This window comes from Candidatus Thiodiazotropha sp. AKAK2 (assembly GCF_058244685.1).
This window is the reverse complement of record NZ_JBSYOP010000017.1, coordinates 281,283-308,110: the sequence shown is the minus strand read 5'-3', so window position 1 is coordinate 308,110 and position 26,828 is coordinate 281,283. Positions and strand designations below refer to the sequence as shown.

General features: G+C 50.2%; 20 protein-coding genes. 9 read left to right on the top strand and 11 right to left on the bottom strand.

Features of this window, described 5'->3' with window-relative positions; genetic code table 11:
• The first annotated feature begins 436 nt into the window (after positions 1-436).
• Entirely contained in the window at positions 437-3,268 is a 2,832-nt protein-coding gene (locus AC4IE8_RS07110) for a cation-transporting P-type ATPase (protein ID WP_068995321.1), read from the top strand.
• Between the two features lie 264 nt (positions 3,269-3,532).
• Here AC4IE8_RS07110 and AC4IE8_RS07105 read toward each other — a convergent pair whose 3' ends face one another.
• Both AC4IE8_RS07105 and AC4IE8_RS07100 read right to left on the bottom strand, forming a co-directional pair.
• Positions 3,533-4,027, bottom strand: coding sequence for a hypothetical protein (locus AC4IE8_RS07105; RefSeq protein ID WP_490790661.1), 495 nt, complete (start codon positions 4,025-4,027; stop codon positions 3,533-3,535).
• 367 nt (positions 4,028-4,394) lie between these two features.
• On the bottom strand, positions 4,395-4,898 hold the full coding sequence (locus AC4IE8_RS07100) for a hypothetical protein (RefSeq protein ID WP_490790660.1): 504 nt from the start codon (positions 4,896-4,898) through the stop codon (positions 4,395-4,397).
• Between the two features lie 195 nt (positions 4,899-5,093).
• Between AC4IE8_RS07100 and AC4IE8_RS07095 the strand changes: the two genes are divergently transcribed.
• The 3 genes from AC4IE8_RS07095 to AC4IE8_RS07085 all read left to right on the top strand — a co-directional run bounded on the left by AC4IE8_RS07095 (position 5,094) and on the right by AC4IE8_RS07085 (position 8,385).
• Positions 5,094-6,926, top strand: coding sequence for an SLC13 family permease (locus AC4IE8_RS07095; protein WP_490790659.1), 1,833 nt, complete (start codon positions 5,094-5,096; stop codon positions 6,924-6,926).
• Between the two features lie 243 nt (positions 6,927-7,169).
• On the top strand, positions 7,170-7,694 hold the full coding sequence (locus AC4IE8_RS07090) for a GlcG/HbpS family heme-binding protein (protein WP_068995326.1): 525 nt from the start codon (positions 7,170-7,172) through the stop codon (positions 7,692-7,694).
• A 145-nt stretch (positions 7,695-7,839) separates the two neighbouring features.
• A complete protein-coding gene (locus AC4IE8_RS07085; RefSeq protein WP_068995327.1) occupies positions 7,840-8,385 on the top strand; it encodes a DUF924 family protein in 546 nt (181 codons plus the stop codon).
• 27 nt (positions 8,386-8,412) lie between these two features.
• Here the strand turns inward: AC4IE8_RS07085 and fusA are convergent, their stop codons facing one another.
• Complete coding sequence (fusA, locus tag AC4IE8_RS07080) at positions 8,413-10,485, bottom strand: elongation factor G (protein ID WP_068995329.1); 2,073 nt, start codon at positions 10,483-10,485, stop codon at positions 8,413-8,415.
• Positions 10,486-11,240: 755 nt separating this feature from the next.
• On the opposite strand from fusA, the gene AC4IE8_RS07075 reads away from it, so the two are divergent.
• A complete protein-coding gene (locus tag AC4IE8_RS07075) occupies positions 11,241-13,625 on the top strand; it encodes a response regulator (RefSeq protein ID WP_490790658.1) in 2,385 nt (794 codons plus the stop codon).
• A gap of 111 nt (positions 13,626-13,736) precedes the next feature.
• On the opposite strand, the gene AC4IE8_RS07070 is transcribed toward AC4IE8_RS07075, so the two are convergent.
• On the bottom strand, positions 13,737-14,084 hold the full coding sequence (locus AC4IE8_RS07070; RefSeq protein WP_068995333.1) for a hypothetical protein: 348 nt from the start codon (positions 14,082-14,084) through the stop codon (positions 13,737-13,739).
• 151 nt (positions 14,085-14,235) lie between these two features.
• Between AC4IE8_RS07070 and AC4IE8_RS07065 the strand changes: the two genes are divergently transcribed.
• Positions 14,236-15,744: a GTPase gene (locus tag AC4IE8_RS07065; RefSeq protein WP_068995334.1), complete on the top strand. Its 1,509-nt coding sequence runs from the start codon at positions 14,236-14,238 to the stop codon at positions 15,742-15,744.
• The gene (locus AC4IE8_RS07060; RefSeq protein ID WP_490790657.1) at positions 15,692-17,038 is read left to right on the top strand and encodes a DUF697 domain-containing protein; all 1,347 of its coding nucleotides are present in this window, start codon (positions 15,692-15,694) and stop codon (positions 17,036-17,038) included. The genes AC4IE8_RS07065 and AC4IE8_RS07060 overlap by 53 nt, the downstream gene beginning before the upstream one ends.
• A 16-nt stretch (positions 17,039-17,054) precedes the next feature.
• On the opposite strand, the gene AC4IE8_RS07055 is transcribed toward AC4IE8_RS07060, so the two are convergent.
• The 3 genes from AC4IE8_RS07055 to AC4IE8_RS07045 all read right to left on the bottom strand — a co-directional run bounded on the left by AC4IE8_RS07055 (position 17,055) and on the right by AC4IE8_RS07045 (position 18,501).
• Positions 17,055-17,744, bottom strand: a complete 690-nt coding sequence (locus AC4IE8_RS07055) for a DUF2461 domain-containing protein (RefSeq protein WP_490790656.1) — start codon at positions 17,742-17,744, stop codon at positions 17,055-17,057.
• Between the two features lie 179 nt (positions 17,745-17,923).
• Positions 17,924-18,169, bottom strand: a complete 246-nt coding sequence (locus tag AC4IE8_RS07050) for a hypothetical protein (protein ID WP_490790655.1) — start codon at positions 18,167-18,169, stop codon at positions 17,924-17,926.
• A gap of 95 nt (positions 18,170-18,264) precedes the next feature.
• Entirely contained in the window at positions 18,265-18,501 is a 237-nt protein-coding gene (locus AC4IE8_RS07045; protein ID WP_068995338.1) for a hypothetical protein, read from the bottom strand.
• 825 nt (positions 18,502-19,326) lie between these two features.
• Between AC4IE8_RS07045 and AC4IE8_RS07040 the strand changes: the two genes are divergently transcribed.
• Positions 19,327-21,042: a cation:proton antiporter domain-containing protein gene (locus AC4IE8_RS07040; RefSeq protein WP_490790654.1), complete on the top strand. Its 1,716-nt coding sequence runs from the start codon at positions 19,327-19,329 to the stop codon at positions 21,040-21,042.
• A gap of 457 nt (positions 21,043-21,499) precedes the next feature.
• Here AC4IE8_RS07040 and AC4IE8_RS07035 read toward each other — a convergent pair whose 3' ends face one another.
• From AC4IE8_RS07035 to AC4IE8_RS07020, 4 genes are all read right to left on the bottom strand, one after another.
• The gene (locus tag AC4IE8_RS07035) at positions 21,500-22,252 is read right to left on the bottom strand and encodes a YciK family oxidoreductase (RefSeq protein ID WP_490790653.1); all 753 of its coding nucleotides are present in this window, start codon (positions 22,250-22,252) and stop codon (positions 21,500-21,502) included.
• Between the two features lie 294 nt (positions 22,253-22,546).
• A complete protein-coding gene (locus tag AC4IE8_RS07030; RefSeq protein ID WP_490790652.1) occupies positions 22,547-23,233 on the bottom strand; it encodes an HAD family hydrolase in 687 nt (228 codons plus the stop codon).
• Positions 23,211-23,921 (bottom strand): bifunctional 2-polyprenyl-6-hydroxyphenol methylase/3-demethylubiquinol 3-O-methyltransferase UbiG, encoded by a 711-nt coding sequence (gene ubiG, locus AC4IE8_RS07025; RefSeq protein WP_490790651.1) that lies wholly within the window; start codon positions 23,919-23,921, stop codon positions 23,211-23,213. The genes AC4IE8_RS07030 and ubiG overlap by 23 nt, the downstream gene beginning before the upstream one ends.
• A gap of 59 nt (positions 23,922-23,980) precedes the next feature.
• Positions 23,981-25,321, bottom strand: coding sequence for a TRZ/ATZ family hydrolase (locus AC4IE8_RS07020; protein ID WP_068995346.1), 1,341 nt, complete (start codon positions 25,319-25,321; stop codon positions 23,981-23,983).
• 284 nt (positions 25,322-25,605) lie between these two features.
• Here AC4IE8_RS07020 and mtnA point away from each other — a divergent pair, with 284 nt between their 5' ends.
• The gene (mtnA, locus tag AC4IE8_RS07015) at positions 25,606-26,673 is read left to right on the top strand and encodes an S-methyl-5-thioribose-1-phosphate isomerase (RefSeq protein ID WP_490790664.1); all 1,068 of its coding nucleotides are present in this window, start codon (positions 25,606-25,608) and stop codon (positions 26,671-26,673) included.
• The last annotated feature ends 155 nt before the right edge of the window (positions 26,674-26,828 follow it).

Sequence of the window (26,828 nt, the reverse complement as noted above, 5' to 3'; positions counted from 1 at the left end):
GATTCATCAAGGTTCACAATACGCACAGCGCCAAACCTTTTAAGTGGAGCAAACCTGCAGCCAACATTATTGCTGCTGTGGGCCGAGCCAAGAATGCGTTACACAATTAACCGCATGGCCCACTAGGGCTGAAACCCTCTCGAAGAACGTTTGATAAAACACTGCTGTTGAAGTGGTTACACTTGTCGACACGCCTCATCTTTTCCGCTTGGTCAGGAAAAATCCCATAATTTTCCAGTGGTATTCAAGATCTTTATTATAATTGTTAGTTAGAACCATTAATTGTGAGTAAATACCGTTAGTGTTTGCGATGATTTGATTCTCAGCAGGCGAGAGGCGGCCTATTTACTGATAATCGTGGTTTGAATTACCAGCCACTGTCTGCACCTTATTTTTCGATAGCTTCGCCGATCAAAAGTTATAAGAGAGTCTGTTCATGTTTAGTGACATATGGTGGAACGGCCTGGCGCTGTTGTGTGTAATCGTTGTCATCTTCACTCTTTACAGAGTTTTCAAACCAACCCGGAGTAGTGACTCAGCCCGGCAGGGTAATTCTCAACAACTCGAAGAGCACTGGCATGATTCTGATTTCAAGGCGGCGTTCGAACGGTTTGATTCGGATGAATCCGGATTGTCGAGTGATCAGGCGAAAATACACTTTGAACGCTATGGTGCCAATCGACTTCCAGAGCCGGAGCCGGTATCTGCCTGGATACGTTTTCTCCATCAATTCCATAATTTACTGATCTATGTACTGATTGTTGCGGGGGTAGTTACCGCTCTGCTGCAGCATTGGCTGGATGCCAGTGTTATCTTTGGGGTCGTGGTCATCAATGCCTTGATCGGCTATATCCAGGAGGGCAAAGCAGAAAATGCCCTGAATGCCATCCGCCAAATGTTATCACCGCAGGCCATGGTGTTACGGGATGAAGTGCAGCTTACGGTTGATGCTGAACAGCTGGTCGTAGGGGATGTGGTGCTGTTGCAGTCAGGTGATCGAGTGCCCGCTGACCTGAGGCTGTTTCGGGTGAAGGGACTTCAGCTGCAGGAGTCGGCATTGACCGGCGAGTCGATGGCTGTCGAAAAGAGAGTCCAGGCACTGGAAAGGGATGCACCTCTCGGAGATCGGACAAATATGGCCTACTCGGGAACCCTGGTAACACATGGACAGGGTAGAGGGGTGGTGGTTGCGACTGGAGTGAATACAGAAATCGGTCGCATCGGTTCCTTGGTCGCTGAAGTCAAATCCACGACAACGCCACTGTTGCGACAAATGGATCAATTTGGCCGTTGGCTGACCTTAGGTATTCTGGCCATTGCCGTAATCACTTTTCTATTCGGTATTTTACTGCAAGGTTATCAGGCGGCAGATATGTTCCTAGCCGCAGTAAGTCTTGCTGTTGCCGCGATACCGGAAGGGTTACCGGCGATCATGACCATTACCCTGGCAATCGGCGTGCAGCGTATGGCGCAACGGAATGCGATCATCCGAAAGCTACCTGCTGTTGAGACTCTCGGATCGGTGATGGTTATCTGTTCGGATAAAACCGGTACCCTGACACGCAACGAAATGGCTGTGCGTACCATTGTTACCTGCCAGAACAGTTTTACTCTGACTGGTGACGGCTATGACCCACACGGTTCCATTAATCTGAATGGTGAAGCGATCCAGGTCGAAGATCTACCGCAACTTGGAGAAATGGTGAGGGCTGCGGTGTTGTGTAACGATGCGTCGCTGCAACAGCTTGAGAATAACGAATGGCGAATTCATGGTGATCCGATGGAGGGTGCGCTACTGGTGGCCGGTGTCAAAGCTGGTCTCGATACAAATGCGGCGAAGCAGGAGCATCCGCGTTCCGACCTGATACCCTTCGAGTCTGAGCATCGCTTCATGGCAACACTCCACCACAGCCACAGTGGCGGTGCTTTCATCATTATCAAAGGCGCTCCGGAAAAGTTGCTGGGCATCTGTCGACTACAGCGAACCCTGGCTGGTGACGAGCCTCTGGACAGACAACGTTGGCTGAATCAGATCGATGAGATGGCAAAGCAGGGACAGCGTGTGTTGGCCATCGCGATCAAACCAACACCAATCGATAAGATTGAATTGGATTTTCAGGATGTAGAGCAAGGAATGATCCTGCTGGGCATGTTTGGTTTGATCGATCCTCCCAGGAGTGAGTCCATCAAAGCGATAAATCAGTGTCAACAAGCCGGTATCACGGTCAAAATGATTACCGGGGACCATGGTGCGACCGCATTGGCAATTGCCCGGCAATTACATCTGGCGAACAGTGATGACGTGCTCACCGGGCAGGAACTGCAACGTATGGATGACCAACAGTTGAGTCAGCGAGTCATGGATGTTGATGTATTTGCCCGGGTGAGTCCAGAGCATAAACTGAGGCTTGTCTCCCTACTACAGAATCAGCGACAGGTTGTTGCCATGACAGGAGACGGTATCAATGACGCGCCGGCATTGAAGCGTGCGGATGTGGGAACAGCAATGGGGCAGAATGGTACAGAAGCAGCAAAAGAAGCCGCCGAGATGGTACTTGCCGATGATAATTTTGCCTCAATCATCTCCGCTGTAGAAGAGGGAAGGACCGTTTATGATAATTTACAGAAAGCCATACTCTTCATACTACCGACAAACGGCGGCGAGGCTTTAATCATTCTTTCAGCGATTGTACTCGGCTTCAATCAACTCCCACTGACACCGGTACAGATTTTATGGGTCAACATGATCACTGCAGTGACTCTAGCGTTGGCGCTGGCTATGGAGCCATCAGAGCCAGGTGTTATGCGTCGTAAACCAAGAGAGGCTGGTGAGCCACTGCTGACCCCATTTCTGCTTTGGCGGATTCTGTTTGTCTCAACCATTCTCACTGGTGGAACCTTTGGTCTGTTCATAATGGCGCGTGAACAGGGATTGAGTATCGAGGAAGCAAGAACCATCGCGGTCAATACCCTGGTGATGTTTGAGATCTTCTACCTGTTCAATTCTCGCTATATCACAGCATCCATAGTGAACTGGGGTGGCTTTGTAGGTAATCGCTACGTGCTCTATGCAATTGGAATATTATTGATTTTCCAGTTGGGGTTCACCTACCTGCCGCCGCTGCAGTTTCTTTTCGGAACGGCCCCGATAGCAGCCGGCATGTGGATTGTGATTGTATTGGTCGCATCAAGTGTGTTGATTCTGGTGGAGTTTGAGAAATTGATCTATCGAAAGGTCCGCCGAAAAAGGCATCTGCGCAATCACTGAAGTGGCGTAACCTTTACCCCATTCGCTGAGTGTAAAAACTGCTGGTGGGATGTTGCAGTCATGACAGGTCTTAAAATTAAACCACTTCAAATGGAGGATAGATTGGCTCTAAACCAGTTGCGTCTTATCCAATCAGATGTAAGAAAATGGAACAGGCCCGGTTTCAGCCGTTCGTGATCTTTCGTGGGAGGGGGGTGGTTGGAGGAGGGATTCACTGTCCTGGAACGCCAGGACAGTGAACTCAATTCTTCATGAATCGCCAGCTTATTCGACAGCCGCCGCCGCTTTTTTCTTGGTCCTGCGACGCCGACGGCGTGGTGAATCAACGGCCTTTTCGAGAGCTTTCGCGCTCTTCTCAAAGTCTTTGATCATTTTCGCACGGGCAGATTGCATGGCTTTGTAGAGCCCCTTTGCCAGACGAGCCGCCTTACTTTGCTCACTAACCAGTGCACTACGATCTGCCTTGACCTGCTTAAGCTTGTCTTGAGCAGCACCCAGACGCTCTTTGGCTTTTGCTTTGCTGGCTGGAGTCTTAGCACTGCTTACCGCGGCGCGAGCTTTCGCTACGCGTTCGTTGTTGGTTGCAAGCATCTTGTCTTGACGCTCCAATGCCTTATCAGCTTTAGATAATCTGCTTAGTGCACGTTTGTTTGCTGCAGAAAGATTAATGTCGGCTTGCAAAGCTTCTGTGATTGCTTCCATAGAAACAACTTTTCGTTTTGCTCTACGACGCTTTTTTACAGTTTTCTTAAGTGCCATTGGTACTCCTATATGATTGAATAGACTTGCATAATATAGTTCGAGATGAGCATAAGAACAACACCTTATGACAATTTATTACGACAAAATCTATAAATTTATGACGAATACAACGAAATTTAGTCCCTAAACCACGTTAAATCGTAACTATGCTTTCGTCCGATCATTTTTTTTCTTAAATAAAAAATAGATTCAGCAAGAGATTTTTAATCTGTAAACAGTTTAAAGCTGGGTGATAATAACTGTCATTCGGTTCTCCAGGGAGTGGGTACGTTTGTGTTTCAGCTGAAAAACAATAAACAGGAAATGCTGAGAGATGGATTATCATTGATTGACCGATATCAAGGGACAGAAGCATTCAGGAACCTCAGCCTATTCTGTCAATCAATCGAACATGAAATGGTGTTACTGAACCAGCACGGTATTGCGTTCCCATTTCAACAACAAATTGCATCTGGTTGTTTCTCAAATTAAGGCCGGTTTTGTTATCAACAACATCTTTGATTTTGAGTCTCCGAAGAGATCGTGTGAAAGTTGTCTTCAGCGGACATTTCATCTTTGAAAAAGCATTGAGTTCAGTATGGTGTTTTGAATGGAATGAGTGGGTTGGTATTCGCTCAAGATTGAGTTGCAGCCAACTCCAATCTGATCTGACTGTTAACAGTTGTTGCACCTTTATAGAGTAAAAGTGTGGGAATACTCTTGCACGAGAATGAACCAGTCGATGTTGTGCATGTTGAACGATATTGGTGCATGAGTCAGGGCTGATCCGGTGATGATATTTATTAACTAATTGAAATATATATAAAAAAGATTTTGGCCCGTTTGCTGCATATTGATCTGTGTTTCGAGCGTAACTCGCTTTGAACATTGTGATCCTCCACATTATCCCGGCGCTTGCCGGGATTTTTTTGAGCCGCCACAAAGCGGCTATACTGGCCTAAGAACGACCAGCATCATCCACCCCTGTTTCAATCGCTTGCCCTTTCAAAAGTCCTATTACGATTAGTTTTGATTGCTGCGCTGGGTTGTTACCGGCAAATACTACAACCGGCAGTGGAGAGAAATGATAGAAAACGGAATGCTCAATTCACACATGCTAGCCGTATTGCTGCTTACAGGATTGGCATTGGTGCTATTCAGCCGGGAAAAGATCCCACTGGAGAGTTCAGCATTGGTGATTTTGACTCTGCTTACACTCGGCTTTGAGTTGTTTCCTTACCAAGGGTCAGCAGGCAGGGTTCAATCAGCCGATTTTTTCAGCGGCTTTGGTCATGAAGCATTGATTGCTGTCTGTGCGTTGATGGTGGCGGGTCATGGCCTTGTCAGATCAGGTGCGCTGGAGCCGATTGGACGAACATTGGCTAATTTATGGCGGGTTAGTCCGACAATTTCATTTCTGCTCACACTGTTGATCGCGGCCGTGATGAGTGCATTCATCAACAATACACCCATCGTGGTGCTTCTATTGCCTATTCTGGTCAGCGTGGCGCTACAGACCAAGAGTGACGCCTCGGCATTACTGATGCCGATGGGATTTGCGACATTGATCGGTGGCATGAGTACCACAATCGGTACTTCGACCAATCTTCTGGTTATCGGAGTCGCGGCTGATATGGGATTGGATCGGATAGAGATGTTCGATTTCGTCGTCCCGGCACTGATAGCCAACACGATCGCCATGCTCTATTTATGGCTGATCGCCCCCCGCATACTGCCAAGCAGAGAGCTGGTTCTGGCAGATAGTTCACCACGGATTTTTACTGCCCATCTGGTCATAAAGGAGGATAGTACGGTAGCGGGTATGAGTCTTTCGGAAGCCATAGCCCTGACCCATGAGCATATGCAGGTAGAGGGGATCAGGCGTAGTGAAACGACCTATATCATGCCTCTTCCTGATGCCCAGCTTAATCCTGGTGATCGCCTGTTGGTGCACGATACACCCGCCAATCTGAAAGCTTTTGAACAGCAGATAGGGGCAACGCTCTATTCCGGTGGGGATGAGGTGGATAGTGATCACCCGCTTCGTGCGGACGATCAGCAGTTGGCAGAAGCGATAATTTTCAGGGGCTCCCCCCTGCAGAACCGCACACTGAATGAGATACGTTTTGCCGATAGCTACCAATTGGTCGTATTGGCCGTTCACCGTGCCAATGAACGTATCCGATCCATGCCCCAGGGATTGGGTAATCTAAGCCTGAGGGTCGGTGATGTCCTGCTGGTACAAGGAAAACGCGATCAGATACACGAACTGAAACAGCAGTCGATCGTCATGGTATTGGATGCCAAGACAGATTTGCCTCATACCCGACGTGCGCCCTATTCATTGGCGATCATGCTGGGAATTGTTCTGTTTGCCGCACTGGGTATTCTGTCGATTGCGGTCAGTGCGGTAACCGGCGTGTTGCTGATGTTATTGTGTGGTTGTCTCAGCTGGCGCGATATCGGCCGGGCACTGAATGCCCAGGTGATTCTGATCATCGTTGCCAGTCTCGCCTTGGGTAATGCACTGCTGATGACCGGGGGAAGTGAGTTTCTGGCAGACAGTTTCGTTAAATTGACCGCCGGGGCATCCCCAACCGTGATTCTCAGTAGCCTGATGTTGTTGATGGCGTTGCTGACCAATGTAGTGTCGAACAATGCCGCTGCGGTTATCGGTACCCCAGTGGCGATCGGAATCGCGCAGAATCTGAATCTGCCGACAGAGCCATTTGTGCTTGCCGTGCTGTTTGGTGCCAACATGAGCTATGCCACGCCTATGGCCTATCAGACCAATCTGCTGGTCATGAGTGCCGGTAACTATACTTTCGGCGATTTTGTCCGGGTTGGATTTCCCTTGATTCTAATCATGTGGCTGGCATTCAGTTGGCTATTGCCGCTTTTTTACCAGACCGGATGATCGTTTAGGTCTGCCCTGTATAGGTGCCTAATCGTGAACAGGGTTACTATCAGGAGAGATTGAGTCCCCGACGCTCTATAGCATCTGATACTGAACACTCGAATACTGTTTACAAGGTCTATAACACAAAGTTTGTTATACACATACCCGCAAAACATGATCTGTGTGACATTTGTTACATAACTCCATCCGTCTGTATGACAGATTTCACCCGTTTCCATCTTAATTACCTGGGGATTTGTAATGTACCATACGATTAAGGCGATTTTGTTCATGGCATTGTGCCTGGTAACACACAGCGGTTTTGCCGAAAGTGAAGGTTTGTACACCAGTCGAAGTCTGAGCCTTGAGTTAGCATCCAAAGCTGTGGACGGGGCAATCAAGGCATGCCGGAAGAAGGGTTACTCGGTTACGGTGGCTGTGGTTGACAGAGGCGGGAATGTTACGGCATTGCTTCGCGACCGTTTTGCAGGGCCACACACTATTGAAACAGCGATACGGAAAGCCTGGACGGCAAACAGTTTCCGGCAATCCACATCGGTTCTGGCCGGTCTGCTGAAAGAGGGTCGTATTCCCAATCAGGTGCAGCATAATCCTGGTGCTCTGCTGGTGGGTGGCGGACTGGTTATCACAGCACAAGGTGGAACCCTTGGCGGGATCGGCGTATCCGGTGCGCCTCCAGGCTCATCTGAGCGGGATAGTATCGATGGGGCCTGCGCCGAAGCAGGGCTGGAGGCGATCTGGGAGGATCTGGAGCTGGCCGATTGAAGTTGCAGTTTGCTGGTACGATTGCCTGCGGTTGAAAGCAGATCGTCCAGTTACCGCATGGTCCACTAGTCGCGTATTGGGCTAAGATTCAATCTTACTTTCACTGAAATAACTACCACTGTCGATTTAATGCCTAGGATAATCTGTGGACAATCCCCAAGAACTACTCGATTTCTGGTTTTCTGATGAGATAAGACCTCGTCATTTCAGATCTACCCCTGAGTTTGATCAACAGCTTAAAACCCGATTTTTGGCTGTTTGGGAGCAGGCTAGGCGTGGTGAACTCGACAGTTGGCTGGCTAGCAGTGAAGGGTGTTTGGCACTGGTGATCTTACTGGATCAGTTTCCATTGAACATGTTTCGAGATCAACCGCTGGGATACTCGACAGAGCAACATTCGAGAGAGGTGGCGAATCATGCAATCCTTGCAGGTTTCGATACACAGTTGCCAACCGATCAGCGGGCTTTCCTGTATCTACCGTTCATGCACAGTGAATCCCTGCCAGATCAGGATTACTCCGTTATGCTATTTGAAGCAGCAGGTATGCAAGAGAGTGTTAAGTGGGCTAAACACCACCGTGAAATCATCCGTCAATTCGGCAGGTTTCCCCATCGCAATGCGGTTTTAGGTCGGCAGAGCAGTAAAGAAGAACTCACCTATCTCGAGTCGGACCAGGCCTTTCATGGTTGACACGCTTTGGTGGCTAAACGATTTGAATCATCTGCCCATCGTGCGCATTATCTCTTTGGATACTGCGGCATAGTGGTCGAACTCCATAGTAAATGTACCCCGCCCGTGGGTGGCGGACCTCAGCTCTGTTGCATAGCCAAACATCTCAGAGAGGGGAACAAGATTGTGTATGGATTTGATACCGCCAGGCCGGTCTGAGATCCCTTCGATCTCCGCCCGCCGGTTTGCCAGTTGTGCCAATACATCCCCAAGGTGTTCTTCCGGGGTAATCACATTGCAGTTCACAACAGGTTCCAGCAGCGTTGGATTGCCCGACTCCAGCCCTGAACGAAATGCCATGCCGGCGGCGACTTTGAAGGATAGGGGAGTTGAATCCATCTCGTGGTATGAACCATCGATCAGACTTACTTTGATCCCGGTCACCGGATAACCACTGATGACACCGCTGCGGGACGATTCGGTAATTCCCTCTTCAATGGCCGGGATGAATTGCGCCGGTATGGCACCGGCTTTGATGCTGTTTTCAAAGATCACTCCGTCTGTGGAGGTGTCCGGGGTAAGAGAAATGACAACATGTCCATATTGGCCATGACCACCGGTCTGCCTAATGAAACGGCCCTCTGCGTTTTTTACCGGTCGGTTGATCGTCTCTTTATAGGCAACCTTCGGCATACCTGTGCGTACTGTCACTCCATGCTCGCGCTTCAACCGCTCCAGAACCACCTCCAGATGAAGTTCCCCCATACCGCCAAGCAGGGTCTGTCCGGTCTCTTTTTCGGCTTCGAATTTAAAGGTTGGATCATCTTCTGCGAGTTGCTGCAGAGCATTAGCCAGCTTGTCATTATCCTGTGCAGTCATTGGCGAGATGGTGATTTTGATGACCGGTTCCGGAAATGAGATCGCTTCGAGTAACAGAGGTTGTTTGACGGCACAGAGCGTATCTCCGGTTACTGTCTCTTTCAGCCCCAACAGAGCGGCGATATCCCCTGTGCCGATCTGCTTGATGTCTTCACGATGTTCGGCATACATCCTTTCAAGGCGTCCGACGCGCAGGGGCCGGTTGTGTCTTGGATTGAGTATGTTAGCGCCGGATTGCAGTACACCCGAGTAGACCCTGACATAACATAGTCTACCTGCATAGGGATCTGTTACAGTTTTGAATATCAGCGCGCTCAATGGCGACTCTGGGTCGGGATCACGCTCAATTACCTTGTCCGATTTCGGGTCAACCCCTGTAACCGAGCCGACATCGACAGGTGAGGGCAGGTAGTCGACAATGGCATCCAGCAGAGGTTGTACGGCTTTGTTTTTAAAAGCACTGCCACAGAGTACCGGGGTAAGGCTATTGCTAATCGTAGCCCGGCGCAGAGCCGCCTTGATTTGTGATTCTGTGACCTCGGCATTTTCCAGCCATAGGCTGAGCAGCTGGTCATCCACTTCAGCAATGGCCTCGATCATGCTATTGCGTGCCGATTGGGCTGCTGTGTTCAGCTCTGGTGGGATATCCTGATACTCAAGCGGGCTGTCCAGGGACTCCTGCCAGACGATGGATTGCATGTTGATTAAATCGATAACACCTTGAAATTCACTCTCTGCACCGATCGGTAATTGCAAACCGACCGGGTTTGCTGAAAGCTGTTTTCGTATGCTCTCAACGGACTTCTCAAACTCCGCTCCGAGTCTGTCCATCTTATTGATGAAACAGATGCGCGGGACACGGTATTTGTCGGCCTGGCGCCATACCGTCTCACTCTGTGGTTCGACACCCTGCGAGGCATCAAACACCACGACGGCACCATCAAGGACTCTCAATGCCCGCTGTACTTCAGCTGTAAAATCGATATGTCCAGGTGTATCAATGAGATTGATCTGGCAATCCTGCCATAGGGCGGTGACTGAAGCAGCCACGATGGTGATGCCTCTTTCCCGCTCCTGGTCCATCCAATCGGTTATGGTGGTGCCATCATCAACGGAGCCTACCTGACGGGTACGCCCGCAATAATAGAGCATGCGTTCCGTTGTGGTGGTTTTGCCAGCATCTATATGGGCTATGAGGCCAATGTTTCGTATTTGATCGATTGAAAAGTCAGCCGAGCTCATAAATAAATAATCCCAGGTGCTATAGGCGAGGCCGGTATGGTCAAAAAGTCTGTAACCTATTGAAAATAGGGATGCAGATAATGATGTGACTATATTAGAGCTCTTTATTCATTAATAATCAATCAGTTAGTCTATCAAAGCTGAATTCGGCTCTGGCCGTACTGAGACAATGTAGCTTTTTAAGCCGAACCCGTCTCTGTTCGTACAAGCTGTGGTTTGGGGTGTCTGTCTGATCTATGTGCGAAGTTATCAAGGTTGTTCATTTTAAATCGACTGATCTGAGCTGGCCTGTCAGCCGCTTTGCGGTTATTGGTCGGTTAAAAAATTGCAACATTGTTTAGATTTACCACTCGCCTATCACTGAGGCCCTAATCTGTTGACTGGATTGGTGTCAACAAGCCCAAGATGATTCTGTGTGGCAATGCACTCAACACTGATTCTATCAGTGACTGTCTCGATAAATTACGTTAATCTCAAGATAAAGTCACAGTTTGACTCCATTAACCCAGTGGTCAGGTAAGTCAGGGCTTCAAGGTTACCGGGTTAATAGCTTGGTGTCCGTTTGATGGCTGCACTGAATGGAAAAAACCCTGTCCCAATCTCAGGTATGGAGTTGGGTTCTATTCTGGCCGTGTGGATGGGAGGGCCAACTTTCAGCGGTCCAGAGTCCCCACCAAGTGTCTGAGCTTAGGCTGGTATGATCATGGATCGGATTCCGGCCAATCAAGAACATGGTTGTTATTAGGGTGAATGGGATGTCCACATGCGAAGATTCAATGGATCATGAGGCGCTGCAACAGCTGCCGAAACTACTTGATCAACTTAAGAGTAACTGGCCGATACTGCCTTCCGGATTATGGAACAGTTCCTGTATCCAGACTGCTCTTCGTCTGCTCCATGAGCTCAGTCGAACTAGCAAAGCCTCGGGTTTGGTGACTATATTCGAACTCTGTCTGGCAATAGAAAAAGTAATCAGCGATATTCATGAAGAGCATGAACTGCCCGATAGAGATGAGATGGATCAACTCTCTCTCTATCTGGCTCAACTCACTGAGGCCGTCGAAGCCTCAAGCTCCGGTCAGCCACACATTGATCTGTCGATCAATTCCTGTCAGGTGATCTATTTACCACGCAACAACGTGAATGGTGATCTGATCACAACGACTATTGAAAAGAACGGTTGGTCAGTCAGACAGTTGGCTGATATCGATTCGCTTGAAAGTGTGCTGATCAACCATCCGGTTGATTTACTGCTGCTGGACACTCGATACCTACCCTTTATCGATCAGATAAAACTCTGTTTTTCAGATCTGAATCGAGGTCAAGCGAAATCCCCGGAGTTGGTTTTCATATCCAATGCTTGTGATGTTGAAACCCGGCTGGAAGTGTTACGTGCAGGCTCGAGTCAATGTTATTCAGAGCCAATCAATGTCAATGAACTGATGGCTGGCATCACGCACATTCTCTCGCCTGAATTAAACCCGCGTTACCGGGTACTGGTGGTAGAGGATGATGAATCACAGGCGGAATTCGCGCGTAAGTTGTTAAAGAAAGGGGGATTTGAAACCCTGGTAACCACCGACCCCATGAATGTTATGGAAGCTGTCGAAGGATTTCAGCCTGATCTTGTGCTGATGGATCTCTACATGCCCGGCGCCAACGGAATCGAATTGACACAATTGATCCGTGCCAAGGCCACCACATGTTTTATCCCAATTGTCTTCCTTTCGGGTGAAGAGGATATCGAAAAAAAGATTCTGGCACTGCATTCCGGGGCAGATGACTATTTAACCAAACCGGTTAGAGCCCCACACCTAATTGCGACAGTGCAAACCCGAATCATGCGTGCCAAACAGATACTCAGCTATCATGAAACAACCATTGATGATGCAATCACAGGTGTGGTTGACCGCCGTAGGCTGCTTGATGAACTGGATCTATGTTGCACCGGAAACGCACTTGAATGTGAATTCATGGCACTTTTTCTGATCACTTTGGAGAGTGATGAGAGCTTGACTGACGAGCAGTCGTCAGCGGCAAATCACGCTTTGATCTCACTCATATCTGATGTCCTGAATCCTCTCCTTGGCAAGCGGGATCTGATTGCCAGAACTGGAAATACCACGCTTGGTATTCTCATAAAACGTGAGCTTGTGTCTGATATAGATCAACTGGGCCGGGGTTGTGCACAACAGATAACCGATGAACTCTCCCGTGCCAAAGGCGTTACCCCCAGCTGGGGTATCGGCCTGGTTATGATTGATTCCTCCGATGACTGGGCCTATGCAATTCTGCAACAAGCTGAGTTCATCGCAAATGCTGCGTTAGAACAGGCTGCTGTACCCTATTTACGCCATGATGAGCCGCAAATAAAAACACCGATCGTAGAAAAGCAAACGGATCTCCAGCTGAGAGATCAGGTCAGGTCTGCACTACAAATTGGTGCAGTTGAGTTTCATGAGCAGCGCTATATGGCACTTCATGAGGCTGGAGCAATCATAGAACAGATTCCCGGATTTTCACCATCCACCGGTTTGCATGATGAGATTGGGGGAATCTACCAGAGTGCTAGCCAGTTTGATGGGATGGGAATGCTTAACCGATTGGTCTGCAAACAAGCAATTCGTCAGCTTGGCGCCTCTCTGTTTTGTGGCAATACTGAGAGGATCCTGATCTGGATGTCCGGTCTGGCTATTCATGATGATCAACTTATCCCTTTCATTCAGTCAGAGCTGCGCCGACTCCACGTCGTCGGAACCGGTCTGATCATTGAGTTTGATCTGCCGGCAATTGCCCCGGAGCTGAAGGCGGCCAAAAGGCTTTTGAACCAGCTGTCACGATTGGGTATTGCAGTTTTACTGGGGAATTTCTCCTGTAATGAAACAGCTTATAAAGTACTAGCTTATCTGTCTGCTGATGGGGTCAGACTGCATCCCTCTTTAATGCGTGCGGATCAGGCCAGGGTTAGCTCGACACGGGCCAGCATCAAAGCACTGGATGCATTTATCATGTTACCGAGATCTGACCTGTCAGGTCATAACAGCCACTACTGGTCGGATGCTGCTGATTACGTTCAGGTGGAACATTTAGCTCAAATAACTCAAGCCTCGCCGACTGAGAATTTGACAGCATTCGAGTAAACACCAAGATGGCCGGTAACTAATGAGAAGCAAACTAGGGCTGTTCGGCGTCTGTTGGGGTGGTGACTGAGTCACCATTCCGGCACGGTGGTCACAAGTCCTGAAACCAACTTAGCTCTCCTCTGGACCAATAAACGTGGCTTCAGCAGACGCTTTATCGATAGACATGATAACCTCACAATATTCCGGTTGTGTCTCGATCGGGGTTGGATCATCCGCGCAGTTGCAGCCAGCTTCGACGCCACTGTAGATGATTCCAACTTTGGCCAGGATCGCTCGAGTCTCTTCATGGCTCTGAATCACCATGACACTGAATGGTTCATCACTGACGTAGCTGCTGAGTGCCAGATTCTGTTGCAATGGCAGGCTAACCGGGTCGACACTCTCCAATTCTTGCTTTAATGTCTCATTGAACTGATCTGTCTTCCAGGCGTCACGTGAATTGGGGAGGAGGATCATAGGAGACTCCTATTTTCAGGCCCTAGTAACTGGCGACTGTTTACGACATATTCACTTGTCTAATGAATAATAACATGACATACAGTTGGCGGCTGTAAGTCTCCGAGAGGGGTGCCAGGTCAATGAGAAAGGTATCAATAAGGTTTTATTAATGATAGAGCAGCAGAAAAATCGATCATCGAAGCGGATATTCAGGTTGATTCTGCTGATGTTGATCCTGTTTCTCGGACTATTGATTCTATTGCTAACTCTGCAACTTACTGAGTCTGCACTGAATATCTGGCATTTGCTGGATCAACTCTCACCCAAACTGTTGGTCTTCTATGGGATCGGGCTGTTCCTCTTCAGTTTGGGGCTGTTTTTTCTCATCTGGCGACTGTTCAAGCCTGGAAAACCGGTAAAACAGGAGGCTCCAACACAGCGGCAGATACCACTGCCTGAAGATCGTGAAGCATTTAACAATGCATTGGAAAAAGCCGATAAGAAGGGTGTTGATGTTTCGCAGGCCCGGCAGGAGCTTTTTGAACTGGACCAGCGTAGCGAAAGTGCCGATCGCTATGTGGCCTTCTTTGGGCCGGTATCCGCTGGCAAAAGTGCATTAATCATGGCGATCACCGGGGTTGAGGAGATCCAGACTGACCCAAGGGCAGGTACCACCAAGGCCGTCGAGCATTACCCTTGTGAAATCCAGGGTGAACGACTCATATTTACCGATGCCCCGGGTATCCTTGACAGTAACGAAGCGCGTGTACAGATTGCCCGGGAGGAAGCACGACGGGCACATCTGGTGATCTATGTTTGTGATGCCGAACTGACTCGCGATCAACATCGGGAACTGGTTGAGTTACAGACTTTTGAGCGGCCATTGATCGTCGCTCTGAACAAACAGGATCGATACACCGATGAAGATCTGGTTGCCATAATGCAACGGCTTGCCAGTCAGCTGCCGGGGATTGATAAAGTGGTATCAATTCAGGCTGGTGGCCAGGAGGAGTTGATCAGGATCGATGCACAGGGGAATGAGAAGCGGGAACTGCGTGAACGACCACCTCAAGTGGATTCACTTTTGGCAGAGATACTCAACAGAATTGTTCATCAACGAGACACCCTGGAGCAGCAGAGAGACCAAAGTCTTCTGCATCTCGGTGCAGAAAAACTCCATACGGCGACAGTGGAGCATCGACAGCAGCAAGGAGAAAAACTGGTAAAAGAGTATACCCGTAAGGCGATGCTTGGGGCGATGGCTGCGGTCAGCCCGGGTACCGATATTCTGATTCAAGGTTATTTGGGCATCAAGATGATCGGTGCACTCTGTGAACTCTATGAGATAAGGGTCAAAGATGTGGATCTTGAGCAGCTGGTTGAACAGGCCGGTCAGCATGTAGGTAAGCGCATGACCCTGTTGTTGGCGCTGGCCGGAAATGTATTGAAAGCATTTCCCGGCTTGGGCACGGTCACGGGAGGGGCGACTCACGCCGTGGCCTATGGATTGATATTTCAGAGCCTGGGTGAGTCAGTTATTGAAACCCTCGAACAGGGGGAATCTCTGGAAAAGAGCGTGGTCTTAAATAAATTTGAGGAGACAATGAGTGGAAATCTGGAAGCACGTGCAAAACATTTTGCGCGGCTCACCCTGGAACAGCTCATCAAAAAAGATTGACGAGCAGGAATCAGAAAATGATGGCCACCTGCAGTTGGCGCGGGAGAATTTACGTGAACTGCTGAGTGATGACCGGCTACCTGGGTCTGTTCGTGATTCACTTAAGGATGATTTTCACCAAGTTCAGGCAATGCTCGACAAGCTGGAGCATGGGCACCTGCATATCGCGGTATTTGGTCGTGTCAGCGTGGGTAAATCCGCATTGCTGAATGCCCTGCTGGGCGAGCAGCGTTTCGCAGTCAGTGCATTGCACGGCGAGACCCGCCATAGCGATATGGCTGCCTGGCGTGAAGTTGAAGCATCCGGTGTATTTCTGATCGATACGCCGGGTATCAACGAAATCAGTGGTGAGGAGCGCGAACGCATGGCTGAGGATGTGGCGAGCCGTGCGGATCTGGTGCTGTTTGTGGTGGATGGTGATTTGACCCAGACAGAGCATCAGGCAATGCAGAAGCTGTCTCAACTGAATCGTCCTTTGGTCGTGGTGCTGAACAAAGCGGACCGATACACCAGGGATGAACTGGAACTGTTACTCGGCAGTCTGCAAGAGAAACTCGCCGGAATTGTCTCTGCCGACTATATCGTTGCCACAGCGGCAAGTCCCGCAGAGCGGATCTATCTGCAGATGGATGAGCAGGGTCAGGAGCAGGAGATCAGAAGAACTCCGCAAGCGGATGTTTTGGCGTTGACTGACACGCTCTGGTTGTTGATCGAAAAGGAGGGTATGGCGCTCTCTGCATTGAATGCCAGTCTGTTTGCCGGCCAGTTGAGTGATGAGGTGGCTGAACGGGTAGTTGCGATACGCCAGGAAGTGGCAGAGCGGGTGATCCGGGGCTACTGCCTGGGTAAAGGGATTGCGGTTGCCGTCAATCCGATACCGGTTGCCGATCTGGTTGCGGCTTTGGCGCTGGATGCCTCAATGGTTGTGCATCTGGCAAAGGTCTACGGTATGTCGGTTAGCCGGGGTGAAGCCGGGCAGCTGATCAAGACCATCGGTTCCCAGATGGCTCTGCTGATGGCTACGGTGTGGAGTGTGAATCTGGCTGCCAGTGCACTCAAAGCGAGTAGTGCAGGGCTGTCGACCGTGGTGACTGCAGCAGCTCAAGGTGGCATGGGTTACTACACCACCTATGTGGTGGGACTGGCGGCACAGCGCTACTTTTCCCAGGGGCGCTCCTGGGGTAGTGACGGTCCGAAAACCATTGTGCAGCAGATTCTCGATTCAGTGGATAAGGACTCAATACTGCAACAGGCCAGCGATGATATCCGTCAACGGCTGAAACTTGCAAAATAGTGACGAACAGGCCCTACTAGTAATTGACTTCAACCGCCGTACAGAGATAGCGCATCAGCTGGTCTGTAGTTTGAAATCCATGCATGACAAAGTCGGTAAAATCAGATCGGTTGATCTGTGAGCAATTGAAGGATTTGAGGGCGATAAAGTCCTTACGTTTCAGGTCCTCGATCAGCGGGTGATCCGGTGTGAATCCTTTCGGTGCCCGTTTCAGTGAATCCCCGGCAAGCTCAAACTGTGTGCTGAACTCAGTCTGCTCTTTCAAGGCGCTCCAGGAGGCCGGGTTATCCGCGATAAAGTTTCTGATTTTACCCAGAGTTTTCGATTCTGGGTGCCAGATTCCCGCACCAATGAAACAGCCGCTGTGTTCAATATGCAGATAGAAACCCGGTGCATGCACATCTTTGCCGAGCTGGTGTCTGAACTGAATACCGATATTGGTTTTGTAGGGTGTCTTGTCTTTGGAGAAGCGGGTATCCCGATAGACCCGCATCAAGGATCCACCTGATTTTTTTGCGATGGCGTGAAAATGGCTGGACAAGGTTTTCAGTTTTGGCGCCATCTCCTCAATAAAGGCAAACGCTGGCTCACGCACATAGGTTTCGTACTCCTGCTTATGGTCATTGAACCAATCTCGCTCGTTGTTACGGCCCAGTTTTTGTAGAAACGGCAACGTCTGCTTCGGAAAACCGCTGAACTCCCGCATGGTCACTCTACCTCGATCTGGTTTGTGTACGGTTCAGAGAGATTCTGATTTTATACCCGGCGGCGTTATTATTCGCTCATGTAGAATGACTACACCACGCTCATTCTGCCTTGCTGGGCACAAAAACAGATCCAGCAGGGCGTATTGGATTCGTGATAACAGGCCCTAACAGCTGTGTGCTAAATATCGTATTTACTGTGGATGGCATGTCTGACCGGACAGGTACAGACGATCTGATTCCCCAGTTGGGAACTGTATGGACACTCTATCCCCTTCCCACATACCATGCGGGCATGGTTTTCCGTAGTGATGCGAATACCGCAGAGTTGGTACTCATCATCGGTCAGACAGGCATGATGTTTAGTACACTTTTTAGCTTCGAGTAGTACTTCCAGTGGGATATTGAATCTTTTGATACTGTGCATCTCTATTTTTTCAATGGCTCACCTTTTTTTTCAGAATAATAACGAATGAATTATGTGTGGTTATTGATCTGAATTCGGATAAAGCTAAAAAAAACCTAAATTCCGCCCACCAGGGAGGCATGCACACCATTTCTTTCAATATAAAAGAGCAGATCGCAGGAGTGTATGGATTGAGGGTCGTAATCAACAACCATCAGATGGGGGGTTTTGATATGAGCACAGGCACTGACAACACCCCTGACTCCGGACAACTCTTTTTCGATATTGTGGATCTCTTCTGCTGAGAGATTTTCGTTGATGTGTACTACTGCATTGGCGTCGAACTCAATCATTTCAGAATCTCCATAGATTGGTCTAGATGCTCAGGTAAACCGGTCTAATCATTGTAACTAACTGATAAAGCGATATAAATTTACACTACTGAGGTAACTGACATGCAACCTGAGATAGCTCCCGGCATTACATTGTCTATTTCAGTATGTGAGAAACCTCTGATGAATCCAGTGATGCACCCAGCTGTGCAAGGGAGTCGGCTTTAAGAATGAACGGCATTCAATAGGAGACGATCACCGACTCGCGAATCCACCTGGGCAGCATCCTTTCAGTCAAACAGATGATGTTTGATTTAACAGAGGTTCCTCATGCTTGAAGCTAGTTCAGTTGGGGATGATTACAAGCAGAATATATCCCAACATTAATTAGGGTAGTTAAAAGCGAGGAAATTCAAATCGAATTTGGCTCATGCCATAATCGATCTGTGATTGACGGCCTGCTCGAACTGCCAACGGCTGGATGGCCAACTGTCAGTGCGTATACAGAGAAGGTATCATCTCCCCGTGCAGATAAACCAAAGAGGATTTCTAGGTCTGGTTATGAATAGTCCCAAACCGGTTGAAGAATTGCACTGCAAAGAAAAAAGTGTGGTATTGATGGAATCTCTGGATAATCCATTACTCCGCCGAATGACAGAATCCATCTATTGGATTTTCCTGGATCCCGGCAATCACCGGGAAGGCAAATTGTGAATACATCAGAGGTTTCTAATTTAAATAACAAACGGTTGGCCTGTCATAATCGGCGAGTAGTGAGTCAGTGTTTACCCTCAATTCCAATGTAAGAATCTTATGCACCTGGATACCTTCTTAGTATCAGCTTTGATGTTATTGATTGCCACTTCAGTGGCAGTTGCTTTGTTCAAGCACCTTGGGCTTGGTTCCGTATTGGGACTGTTGGTTGCCGGAATCGTTGTCGGTCCCTACTCACCAGGCCCTTATGTGACGGAACATGTTGAGGATGTCCGCCATTTCACCGAGCTAGGTGTTGTGTTGCTGCTGTTTCTGATCGGTCTGGAGATGCGACCGAAACGATTATGGGCAATGCGTCGGGAAGTATTCGGTCTGGGGTCACTGCAGATCCTGGTTACCGGATTGATCATTGCGTTCTATGTGCATCTCTATGAATCCTCCTGGTCCCTCTCCCTGTTGATCGGTCTGACCTTTGCGCTCTCATCCACTGCATTTGTGATACAGATACTTCATGATCGGGGAGAGATTGCCAGCAAGCATGGTATGACGGCTTTCTCAATTCTACTGATGCAGGATCTGGCGATCGTACCACTGTTGGCGGCTGTACCGATCCTCTCGGATGCCGGCCGCCTCTCCGCCGATGTCCCCCTCTGGCAACAGCTGGGTATCGTGGTGGGCATGATCGCCGCAGTCTATGTGATCGGGCGTTATGTGCTTCCTGTGGTGCTCAACCACCTGGCGCAACAGGCGAATCGTGAGGGATTTCTGTTGGTGGTGATGCTGGCGGTGTTCCTGGCCGCCTGGGCAATGGATCAAGCGGGACTCTCCATGGCACTGGGTGCCTTCGTCATGGGTATGCTGCTTTCCGGATCCAGCTATCGGTTACAGATACAGGCCTATATCGAACCCTATAAGGGATTACTGATGAGCCTGTTTTTCGTCGCAGTGGGCATGTCCATCGATTTTTCCTCGATCTATGATGAGTTAGCGATGTTTGTGCAGCACATTGTGGTGATCGTAGCGATCAAGATTCTGGTGCTGTTTTCGTTGGCACTGATGTTCGGTGTAACCAAACCCATTGCCTTGCGGATCAGTTTTTTTCTGGCTCAGGGCGGGGAGTTTGGATTTGTTCTTTTTGGATCGGCCAAGGCGCTGCAACTGATCAATGACAGTACCTTTGTCATGGCAGTGGGGGTGATCTCTGTCAGTATGCTGATCACCCCGTTGCTGGTCGGTCTCAGCGACAGATTTGCGAAAAAGATCAGCAGCCAAAAACAGGATACTGAACACCTCAAGTATCCTATGGAGCATGGAGATATCCCGAAAAAGGTGGTTATTGGCGGCTATGGCAGGGTAGGGCATACGGTTGCTGTGTTGCTGCATACCAGTGGTGTACCCTTGGTTGTGTTTGATACCAATCCGGAACGGGTAGCCCAGGGAAAGAAGGATGGCTTGCCGGTCTACTACGGTGACATCAGTGATCCGGATCTGCTGGATGCCGCCAATCTTGGAAATGCCTCTTTGGTGGTATTGACGGTCAATAGCGGACTTATTGCCTTGCGGGCAATCACCCATATCAGAAACACCTATCCCCATGTACCGATTATCTCCCGGGCCAGGGATCTCGAAGCCTGCGGCCATCAGGTCAGTGCCGGTGCAAGCCATGCATTTCCGGAAGCACTGGAAGGAAGTCTCAGATTGGGTGCCATTGCATTGGAGATGATCGATGTGCCAAAGGATAGCGTCGATCAGCTGCTCAAGGGGGTTCGGCAGGATAATTATACTTTAGTGGTATCCGATGAGGATGTACTGCGCAAAAAATCGTCTCACTCCAAGAGGCAGCAGTGAAATAACTTATTCTAATTGTTGGGAAAATTTAACCAAGTTTAACACTTGGGTATTTATATTTCTGCTGACTTGGTCTATCTTTACGCTTACCTGCATTTAACAATGCAGTTGTTTTTTATTTTGGGTAAGTATGCAGGATTTTGGTTACAACTCAGTAGTCCAGCAACCTGTTTTTCTTTGCAGCGATCGCAGGGAAATAGGTCAGAAAAAAAATATACGGAGAGAGAGAATGCCTAAACTGACCAGTGGTTTGACACAAAAGGAGCGATTGCAGGTTTTACATTCAATCGAGTCGATAAAATCGAACAACAATAAGCGTGAGAGAAAGATTCTCCAGATGTACAAAGATTGGATTGCAAGAGAGTGTTTTATCTCACAATTGCCAGAATGAGCTTTTTTCAGCGCTCTCTGTTCGGGAGAGCGCTATCAATCCTGAATTCTCTGACAACCAACTGTTCTATTCCCGATTCTCCGGTATAGCGGTCATCGCTTCTCCATTCACCTGGAGACTGTCCGGGCCCATCAGATAGAGATAACTGCCCATCAGAGTATCCGGAAGCGGGTGCGAGAGGGGGTTTTCACCCGGATAGGCCCAGGCTCTCAATGAAGTGCGTGTTGGACAGGGAGCGATGCTGTTGACTCTGATGTGACTGTTTTCCAGCTCGTCTGCAAGAGTTTGCATCAGGCCTTCTATGCCGAATTTCGATACACCGTAGGCACCCCAATAGGCCTTGCCTTTTCTACCCCGTTCATCCGAAGTGAACAGAATCGATGCGTCTTCCGCTTTTCGCAGCAGTGGCAGACAGGCCTGGGTGAGTAGAAAAGGGGCGGTTAAATTGACCTGTATGACTTTCTGCCAGGTCTCGAAATCATAGTCATCGATACGACTGAGCAGGGCCAATTGTGCCGCATTGTGCAGCAGGCCATGCAGAACACCGAACTCCTCGTAGAGACTTTCACCCAAAGCGTAGTAGTCATTGGCAGGCGCCTTCTCCAGATCGAATGAGATCATCGCCGGTGTTGGGCCTCCTGCAGATTCGATAGCGTCATAGGTCGCCTCAAGCCGGCCCTCGTGACGACCCAGCAGAATTACTGTGGCGCCATATTCGGCGAATGCTCTGGCGGCCGCCTGGCCGATGCCGCTACCGGCACCGGTGACCAGGATATTGCGTTCTTTGAGTAGTGATTTCGAGGGTTGGTAATTATGCATGCTTCAGGGCCTGTTAAGACGAATCCAATCAGTCCTGCTGAGACTATTTTTTTGCCCAGCAAGGCAGAACGAGCGAGGTGTAGATATTCTACATAAGCGAATGATAACGCAGCTGGGAGGAAATAAAGTCCCAGCCCCTCTTTCAAATCAATATGGGGTAACAGGGCCGATTGGATTCGTCTTAACAGGCCCCAACCTAATCCGATTACGGGAGCGGCATTATAGCGTGCAAGCTATGGATAAAAACATTGAAATTGCGCATATGAGGCAACATCGGTAGTTCATGGAATCGGTTTAAAGCCAATCCAGTATCTGTGCGGGGTGGTCGATCTGGCCATCCGCCTGCCAGGTTTCCGGCTTATCGGTTTCACCCAGATAGCCGAACATGGCGATCAATGTCCGGGTTCCTGCATTTCGCCCGGCTTCGATATCCCGCTGGGCATCGCCGATATAGAGTGTGTGCTCAGGGCTGGCATCCGACTCTCTGCAGGCCTGAAGAATGGGTTCCGGATGGGGTTTGGCGTAGGGGGTTGTGTCACCACTGATAACGGCGGAGGCACGCTGCTGCAGACCGAGTTTTTGCATCAGAGGGTCGGTCAACCTGGCCGGTTTATTGGTGACTATGCCCCAGCGTATTGCCAGAGCATCCAATTCGTCCAACAGCTCAAGCATGCCTTCAAAGGGTTGGGTCTGCAGGGCAATATTCTGCAGATAGAGGTCGAGAAACTCCTTTTGCAAGGCACTGAAATCCGCGTGCTCGGGATCAATGCCGAAGCCCACCTGCAACATCGCCCGACTGCCGTGAGAGACTGAAGGGCGCAATCGCTGAAACGACACGGGCTCTCTGCCATGACTCTCCAGCTGCAGATTCAGTGCGTAGTGAAGATCCTGGGCGGTGTCCGCAAATGTGCCGTCCAGATCGAACAGTACACAATCAGTGTGATTCGACTTAATGGCTCTAATCCTGTTTGATCGTGGCAACCATGTAGTTGACATCCACATCGTCACCCAGTCGATAGTGTTGTGTCAGTGGGTTGTAGCTGAGTCCTTTGATATCCAGGCTGTCCAATCCGGCATCTCTGATCCAGGCGTTGAGTTCGGATGGGCGGATGAACTTCGCATAGTCATGCGTTCCCTTGGGCAGCAACTGGAGTAGGTACTCGGCGCCGACGATGGCAAACAGATAGGATTTGGGGTTTCGGTTTATGGTGGAAAAGAACAGCTGGCCACCAGGTCTGACCAGTTTGGCGCAGGCACTGACAACCGAGGCTGGATCAGGGACATGTTCCAGCATCTCCATGCAGGTGATCAGATCGAAAGAGGCGGGACGCTCTTCGGCGAGACGTTCCACCGGAATGCGCTCATAGTTGACTTCGAGCCCCGATTCCAGCAAATGCAATCGTGCCACCTGCAGGGGGGCTTCACCCATATCGATTCCGGTTACCTTGGCGCCGCAGGCTGCCAGGCTTTCGGAGAGGATGCCGCCACCGCATCCCACATCGAGAACCTCTTTGCCTTCGAGTGAGGTGAGTTCCTTGATATAACCGAGTCGCAGCGGATTGATTTCATGCAAAGGCTTGAATTCACTATGGGGGTCCCACCAGCGTGAGGCGAGCTCCTCAAACTTGCTGACTTCCGAGTGATCGACGTTAATCTGTTCCTGATTCATGAATCTTCGATTGGGCCTGGTTGTGATGTTCCGGTTAGGTTACACATCAAAGGTTGGATTTACGAGTCCTGCCGAGCCGAATCCGAGGCGGCAATGCGTTCCGCCCAGGATGATGCCTGCTTGATGAGTTGGGGCTGGTTGAGGGTTGTCAGGGTGTGATTGTTGACCAGCTGCTGTCCGGCGACCCAGACGTGGCAAACCTGCTCCCGCCCGGCCGCATAGACCAGCTGGGAGATCGGGTGATAGATCGGCTGACTCGCCAGTCTGGCCAGGTCGACACTGATCAGGTCGGCAGACTTGCCAATCTCCAGTGACCCGGTGATCTCCTGTAATCCCAATGCCCTGGCACCATTGATGGTGGCCATCGAAAGGGCCTTGGCGGCCGGAACGGCGCTGGCGTCGACGGCGACCCCTTTGGCGAGCAGCGCAGCTGTGCGCATCTCACTGAACATGTCCAGATCGTTATTGCTGGCGGCTCCATCGGTACCCAGGGCGATATTGATGTCAGACTTGATCATCTCGGCAACCGGGCAGAAGCCACTGGCCAGTTTCAGGTTGGATTCGGGGCAGTGCACCACATGGGCGCCGCTCGAGGCAAACAACTCGATCTCCTGAGGCTCAAGATGGGTCATGTGCACCGCGGCAAGGGCGGGCGACAGAAGCCCAAGCTCGTTAAGCCGCTGCATCGGTCGGTTACCATGCTGCTGCTGTCCCTGGAGGATCTCATCCAGTGTCTCATGCAGGTGCATGTGAATGGGAATTTCCAGCTCATCGGCAAGCACCGCGATACGTTTCAGTACCTGGTCACCCACGGAATAGGGGGCATGGGGTGCAAAGGCGCTATGGATTCTTGAGTTGTTGCGGAACTGATCATGTACCTCCAGCCCCTTATGAATGTACTCATCTCCATCGGCGGCCCAGGCGGATGGGAAATCGATGGCAATCAATCCAAGCACAGCCCGTATGCCCGCATGGTCCGCAACCCGACCGGTGATATCGGGAAAGAAGTACATATCATTGAAACAGGTGGTGCCACTCAACAGCATCTCGGCGATGGCCAGCTGGGATCCGTCATGAATGAACTCTTCGTTGACCCACTGGGCCTCAGCAGGCCAGATATGCTCATTCAGCCAGCTCATCAATGGCAGATCGTCTGCAAGACCTCTCAGCAGGCTCATCGATGCGTGGGTATGGGCATTGATCAGGCCGGGAATCAGTGCCTGACCGGGAAGCTCGATGGTCTGTAGGGCATCGAGTTCCGACTCCGCCTGGCTGCGCGGCAGAATATGCTCGATTCGGCCCCCGCTGACGGCCAGGCTGTGCTGCGTGAGTACCTGATTTTCCGGTACGACCGGGATGATCCATTCCGCATGGATCAGAAGATCAACCTGTTGGGGCATTGTTTTGCTTCATGTTTGTAAATGGAGTTCAAACTGTCAGCCGGATGTTACCTTCCGGCCATGCAGAGCATGGCATGTTAAAGCGGAAAGTTGCAATGCCTGTCAAGTGGATCTAGTCAATTTCGAGTTCTAAATTGCACCATCGGGGAGGTACATACGGGGCGGGCTTCAACAGTGCCCATACCCTCAGAGTCAACGCTTGATCGAGGGTATTGTTGAAGCTCTGAGCCTAACCGATTAAGGTGCCGGGTTGGTAAAAACTTAAAGATAGGTACCGATTGAAGATGCAATCCCGATTCGACCCTGAAAAGGTTACTGCCGATGACGCCGTCGTCTGGCATGAAAACACGCTCTTTCTGCTGGATCAGAGAGTACTGCCTCAGCAGGTGACATTTGTTGAATTGAACAATGCCACAGAGACCGCCAACGCGATAACCGAGATGGTGGTTCGAGGTGCTCCGGCAATCGGTATCACGGCAGCCTACGGGATGGTTCTGGCCGCTCGGGCGGCGTATCAGGCCGGGGGGGCGGATCAATGGCGTTCCAAGATCCGTGCTGAAGTGGATCTGTTGCGCCGCTCAAGGCCGACAGCGGTGAATCTGTTTTGGGCTATTGAGAGAATGGAGCACTTGATGCGGGCGCTTCCAGATGAATCGGATCCCACAGAGCGGCTACAGGCTGAGGCCAAGGCGATTCATCAGGAGGATATCGCGGCCAACAGAACAATGGGCGATCTTGGTGCTGACTTGATCGCTACAGGCTCCAAGGTCATCACCCACTGTAATGCGGGGGCATTGGCGACCGGTGGATACGGCACTGCCCTGGGGGTTATTCGCTCAGCCTTCAAAAAAGGCAAACTGTCCAGGGTCTATGCGGATGAGACCCGTCCCTGGCTGCAAGGGGCTAGATTGACCGCCTGGGAGCTGCTGCAGGACAGGATTCCCGTAACCCTGCTTGCCGATGGGGCAGCGGCCAGTCTGATGCGGCAGGGCGAGGTCGATTGGGTGGTTGTCGGCTCCGACAGAATTGCCGCCAACGGGGACGTGGCGAACAAGATCGGCACCTATCATCTGATCGTGGCGGCAAAACATCACCAGTTGAAAGTGATGGTTGCGGCACCCACTTCGACCATCGACATGTCCTTGCCATCCGGGGCCGAGATTCCGATTGAGGTGAGGGATGGTGCAGAGATCGAAAGCTGTGGCAATAAACGTGTCGCCGCAGACGGTGCTGAGGTATGGAATCCGGTGTTCGATGTCACGCCGGCGGGGATGGTGGATGCAATTGTCACTGAGAAGGGGGTTGTTCACGCGCCAAATGAAGAAAAGATGCGAAAATTGATGATTAATTGACCTGAGAGGCTCTTAAAACGGATTTCAGACGTTTTTTATACAACACAGTATCGGGGGACTATGGTACACTGTGCTTTTTTCTGACGCCCTACAGAGCTTTCAGGCGGCAAATAGCCAATCGCTTGCCGGAGATCCGGGCAATATTAAGGAAGCCA

What these genes read in the sequence shown, in the direction of transcription:
- AC4IE8_RS07110 (WP_068995321.1), top strand. Translation starts at nt 437, where the DNA reads ATGTTTAGTGACATATGGTGGAACGGCCTGGCGCTGTTGTGTGTAATC.
- AC4IE8_RS07105 (WP_490790661.1), bottom strand. Translation starts at nt 4,027, where the DNA reads ATGGCACTTAAGAAAACTGTAAAAAAGCGTCGTAGAGCAAAACGAAAA.
- AC4IE8_RS07100 (WP_490790660.1), bottom strand. Translation starts at nt 4,898, where the DNA reads ATGTTCAAAGCGAGTTACGCTCGAAACACAGATCAATATGCAGCAAAC.
- AC4IE8_RS07095 (WP_490790659.1), top strand. Translation starts at nt 5,094, where the DNA reads ATGATAGAAAACGGAATGCTCAATTCACACATGCTAGCCGTATTGCTG.
- AC4IE8_RS07090 (WP_068995326.1), top strand. Translation starts at nt 7,170, where the DNA reads ATGTACCATACGATTAAGGCGATTTTGTTCATGGCATTGTGCCTGGTA.
- fusA (WP_068995329.1), bottom strand. Translation starts at nt 10,485, where the DNA reads ATGAGCTCGGCTGACTTTTCAATCGATCAAATACGAAACATTGGCCTC.
- AC4IE8_RS07075 (WP_490790658.1), top strand. Translation starts at nt 11,241, where the DNA reads ATGTCCACATGCGAAGATTCAATGGATCATGAGGCGCTGCAACAGCTG.
- AC4IE8_RS07070 (WP_068995333.1), bottom strand. Translation starts at nt 14,084, where the DNA reads ATGATCCTCCTCCCCAATTCACGTGACGCCTGGAAGACAGATCAGTTC.
- AC4IE8_RS07065 (WP_068995334.1), top strand. Translation starts at nt 14,236, where the DNA reads ATGATAGAGCAGCAGAAAAATCGATCATCGAAGCGGATATTCAGGTTG.
- AC4IE8_RS07055 (WP_490790656.1), bottom strand. Translation starts at nt 17,744, where the DNA reads ATGCGGGAGTTCAGCGGTTTTCCGAAGCAGACGTTGCCGTTTCTACAA.
- AC4IE8_RS07050 (WP_490790655.1), bottom strand. Translation starts at nt 18,169, where the DNA reads ATGCACAGTATCAAAAGATTCAATATCCCACTGGAAGTACTACTCGAA.
- AC4IE8_RS07045 (WP_068995338.1), bottom strand. Translation starts at nt 18,501, where the DNA reads ATGATTGAGTTCGACGCCAATGCAGTAGTACACATCAACGAAAATCTC.
- AC4IE8_RS07040 (WP_490790654.1), top strand. Translation starts at nt 19,327, where the DNA reads ATGTTATTGATTGCCACTTCAGTGGCAGTTGCTTTGTTCAAGCACCTT.
- AC4IE8_RS07035 (WP_490790653.1), bottom strand. Translation starts at nt 22,252, where the DNA reads ATGCATAATTACCAACCCTCGAAATCACTACTCAAAGAACGCAATATC.
- ubiG (WP_490790651.1), bottom strand. Translation starts at nt 23,921, where the DNA reads ATGAATCAGGAACAGATTAACGTCGATCACTCGGAAGTCAGCAAGTTT.
- AC4IE8_RS07020 (WP_068995346.1), bottom strand. Translation starts at nt 25,321, where the DNA reads ATGCCCCAACAGGTTGATCTTCTGATCCATGCGGAATGGATCATCCCG.
- mtnA (WP_490790664.1), top strand. Translation starts at nt 25,606, where the DNA reads ATGCAATCCCGATTCGACCCTGAAAAGGTTACTGCCGATGACGCCGTC.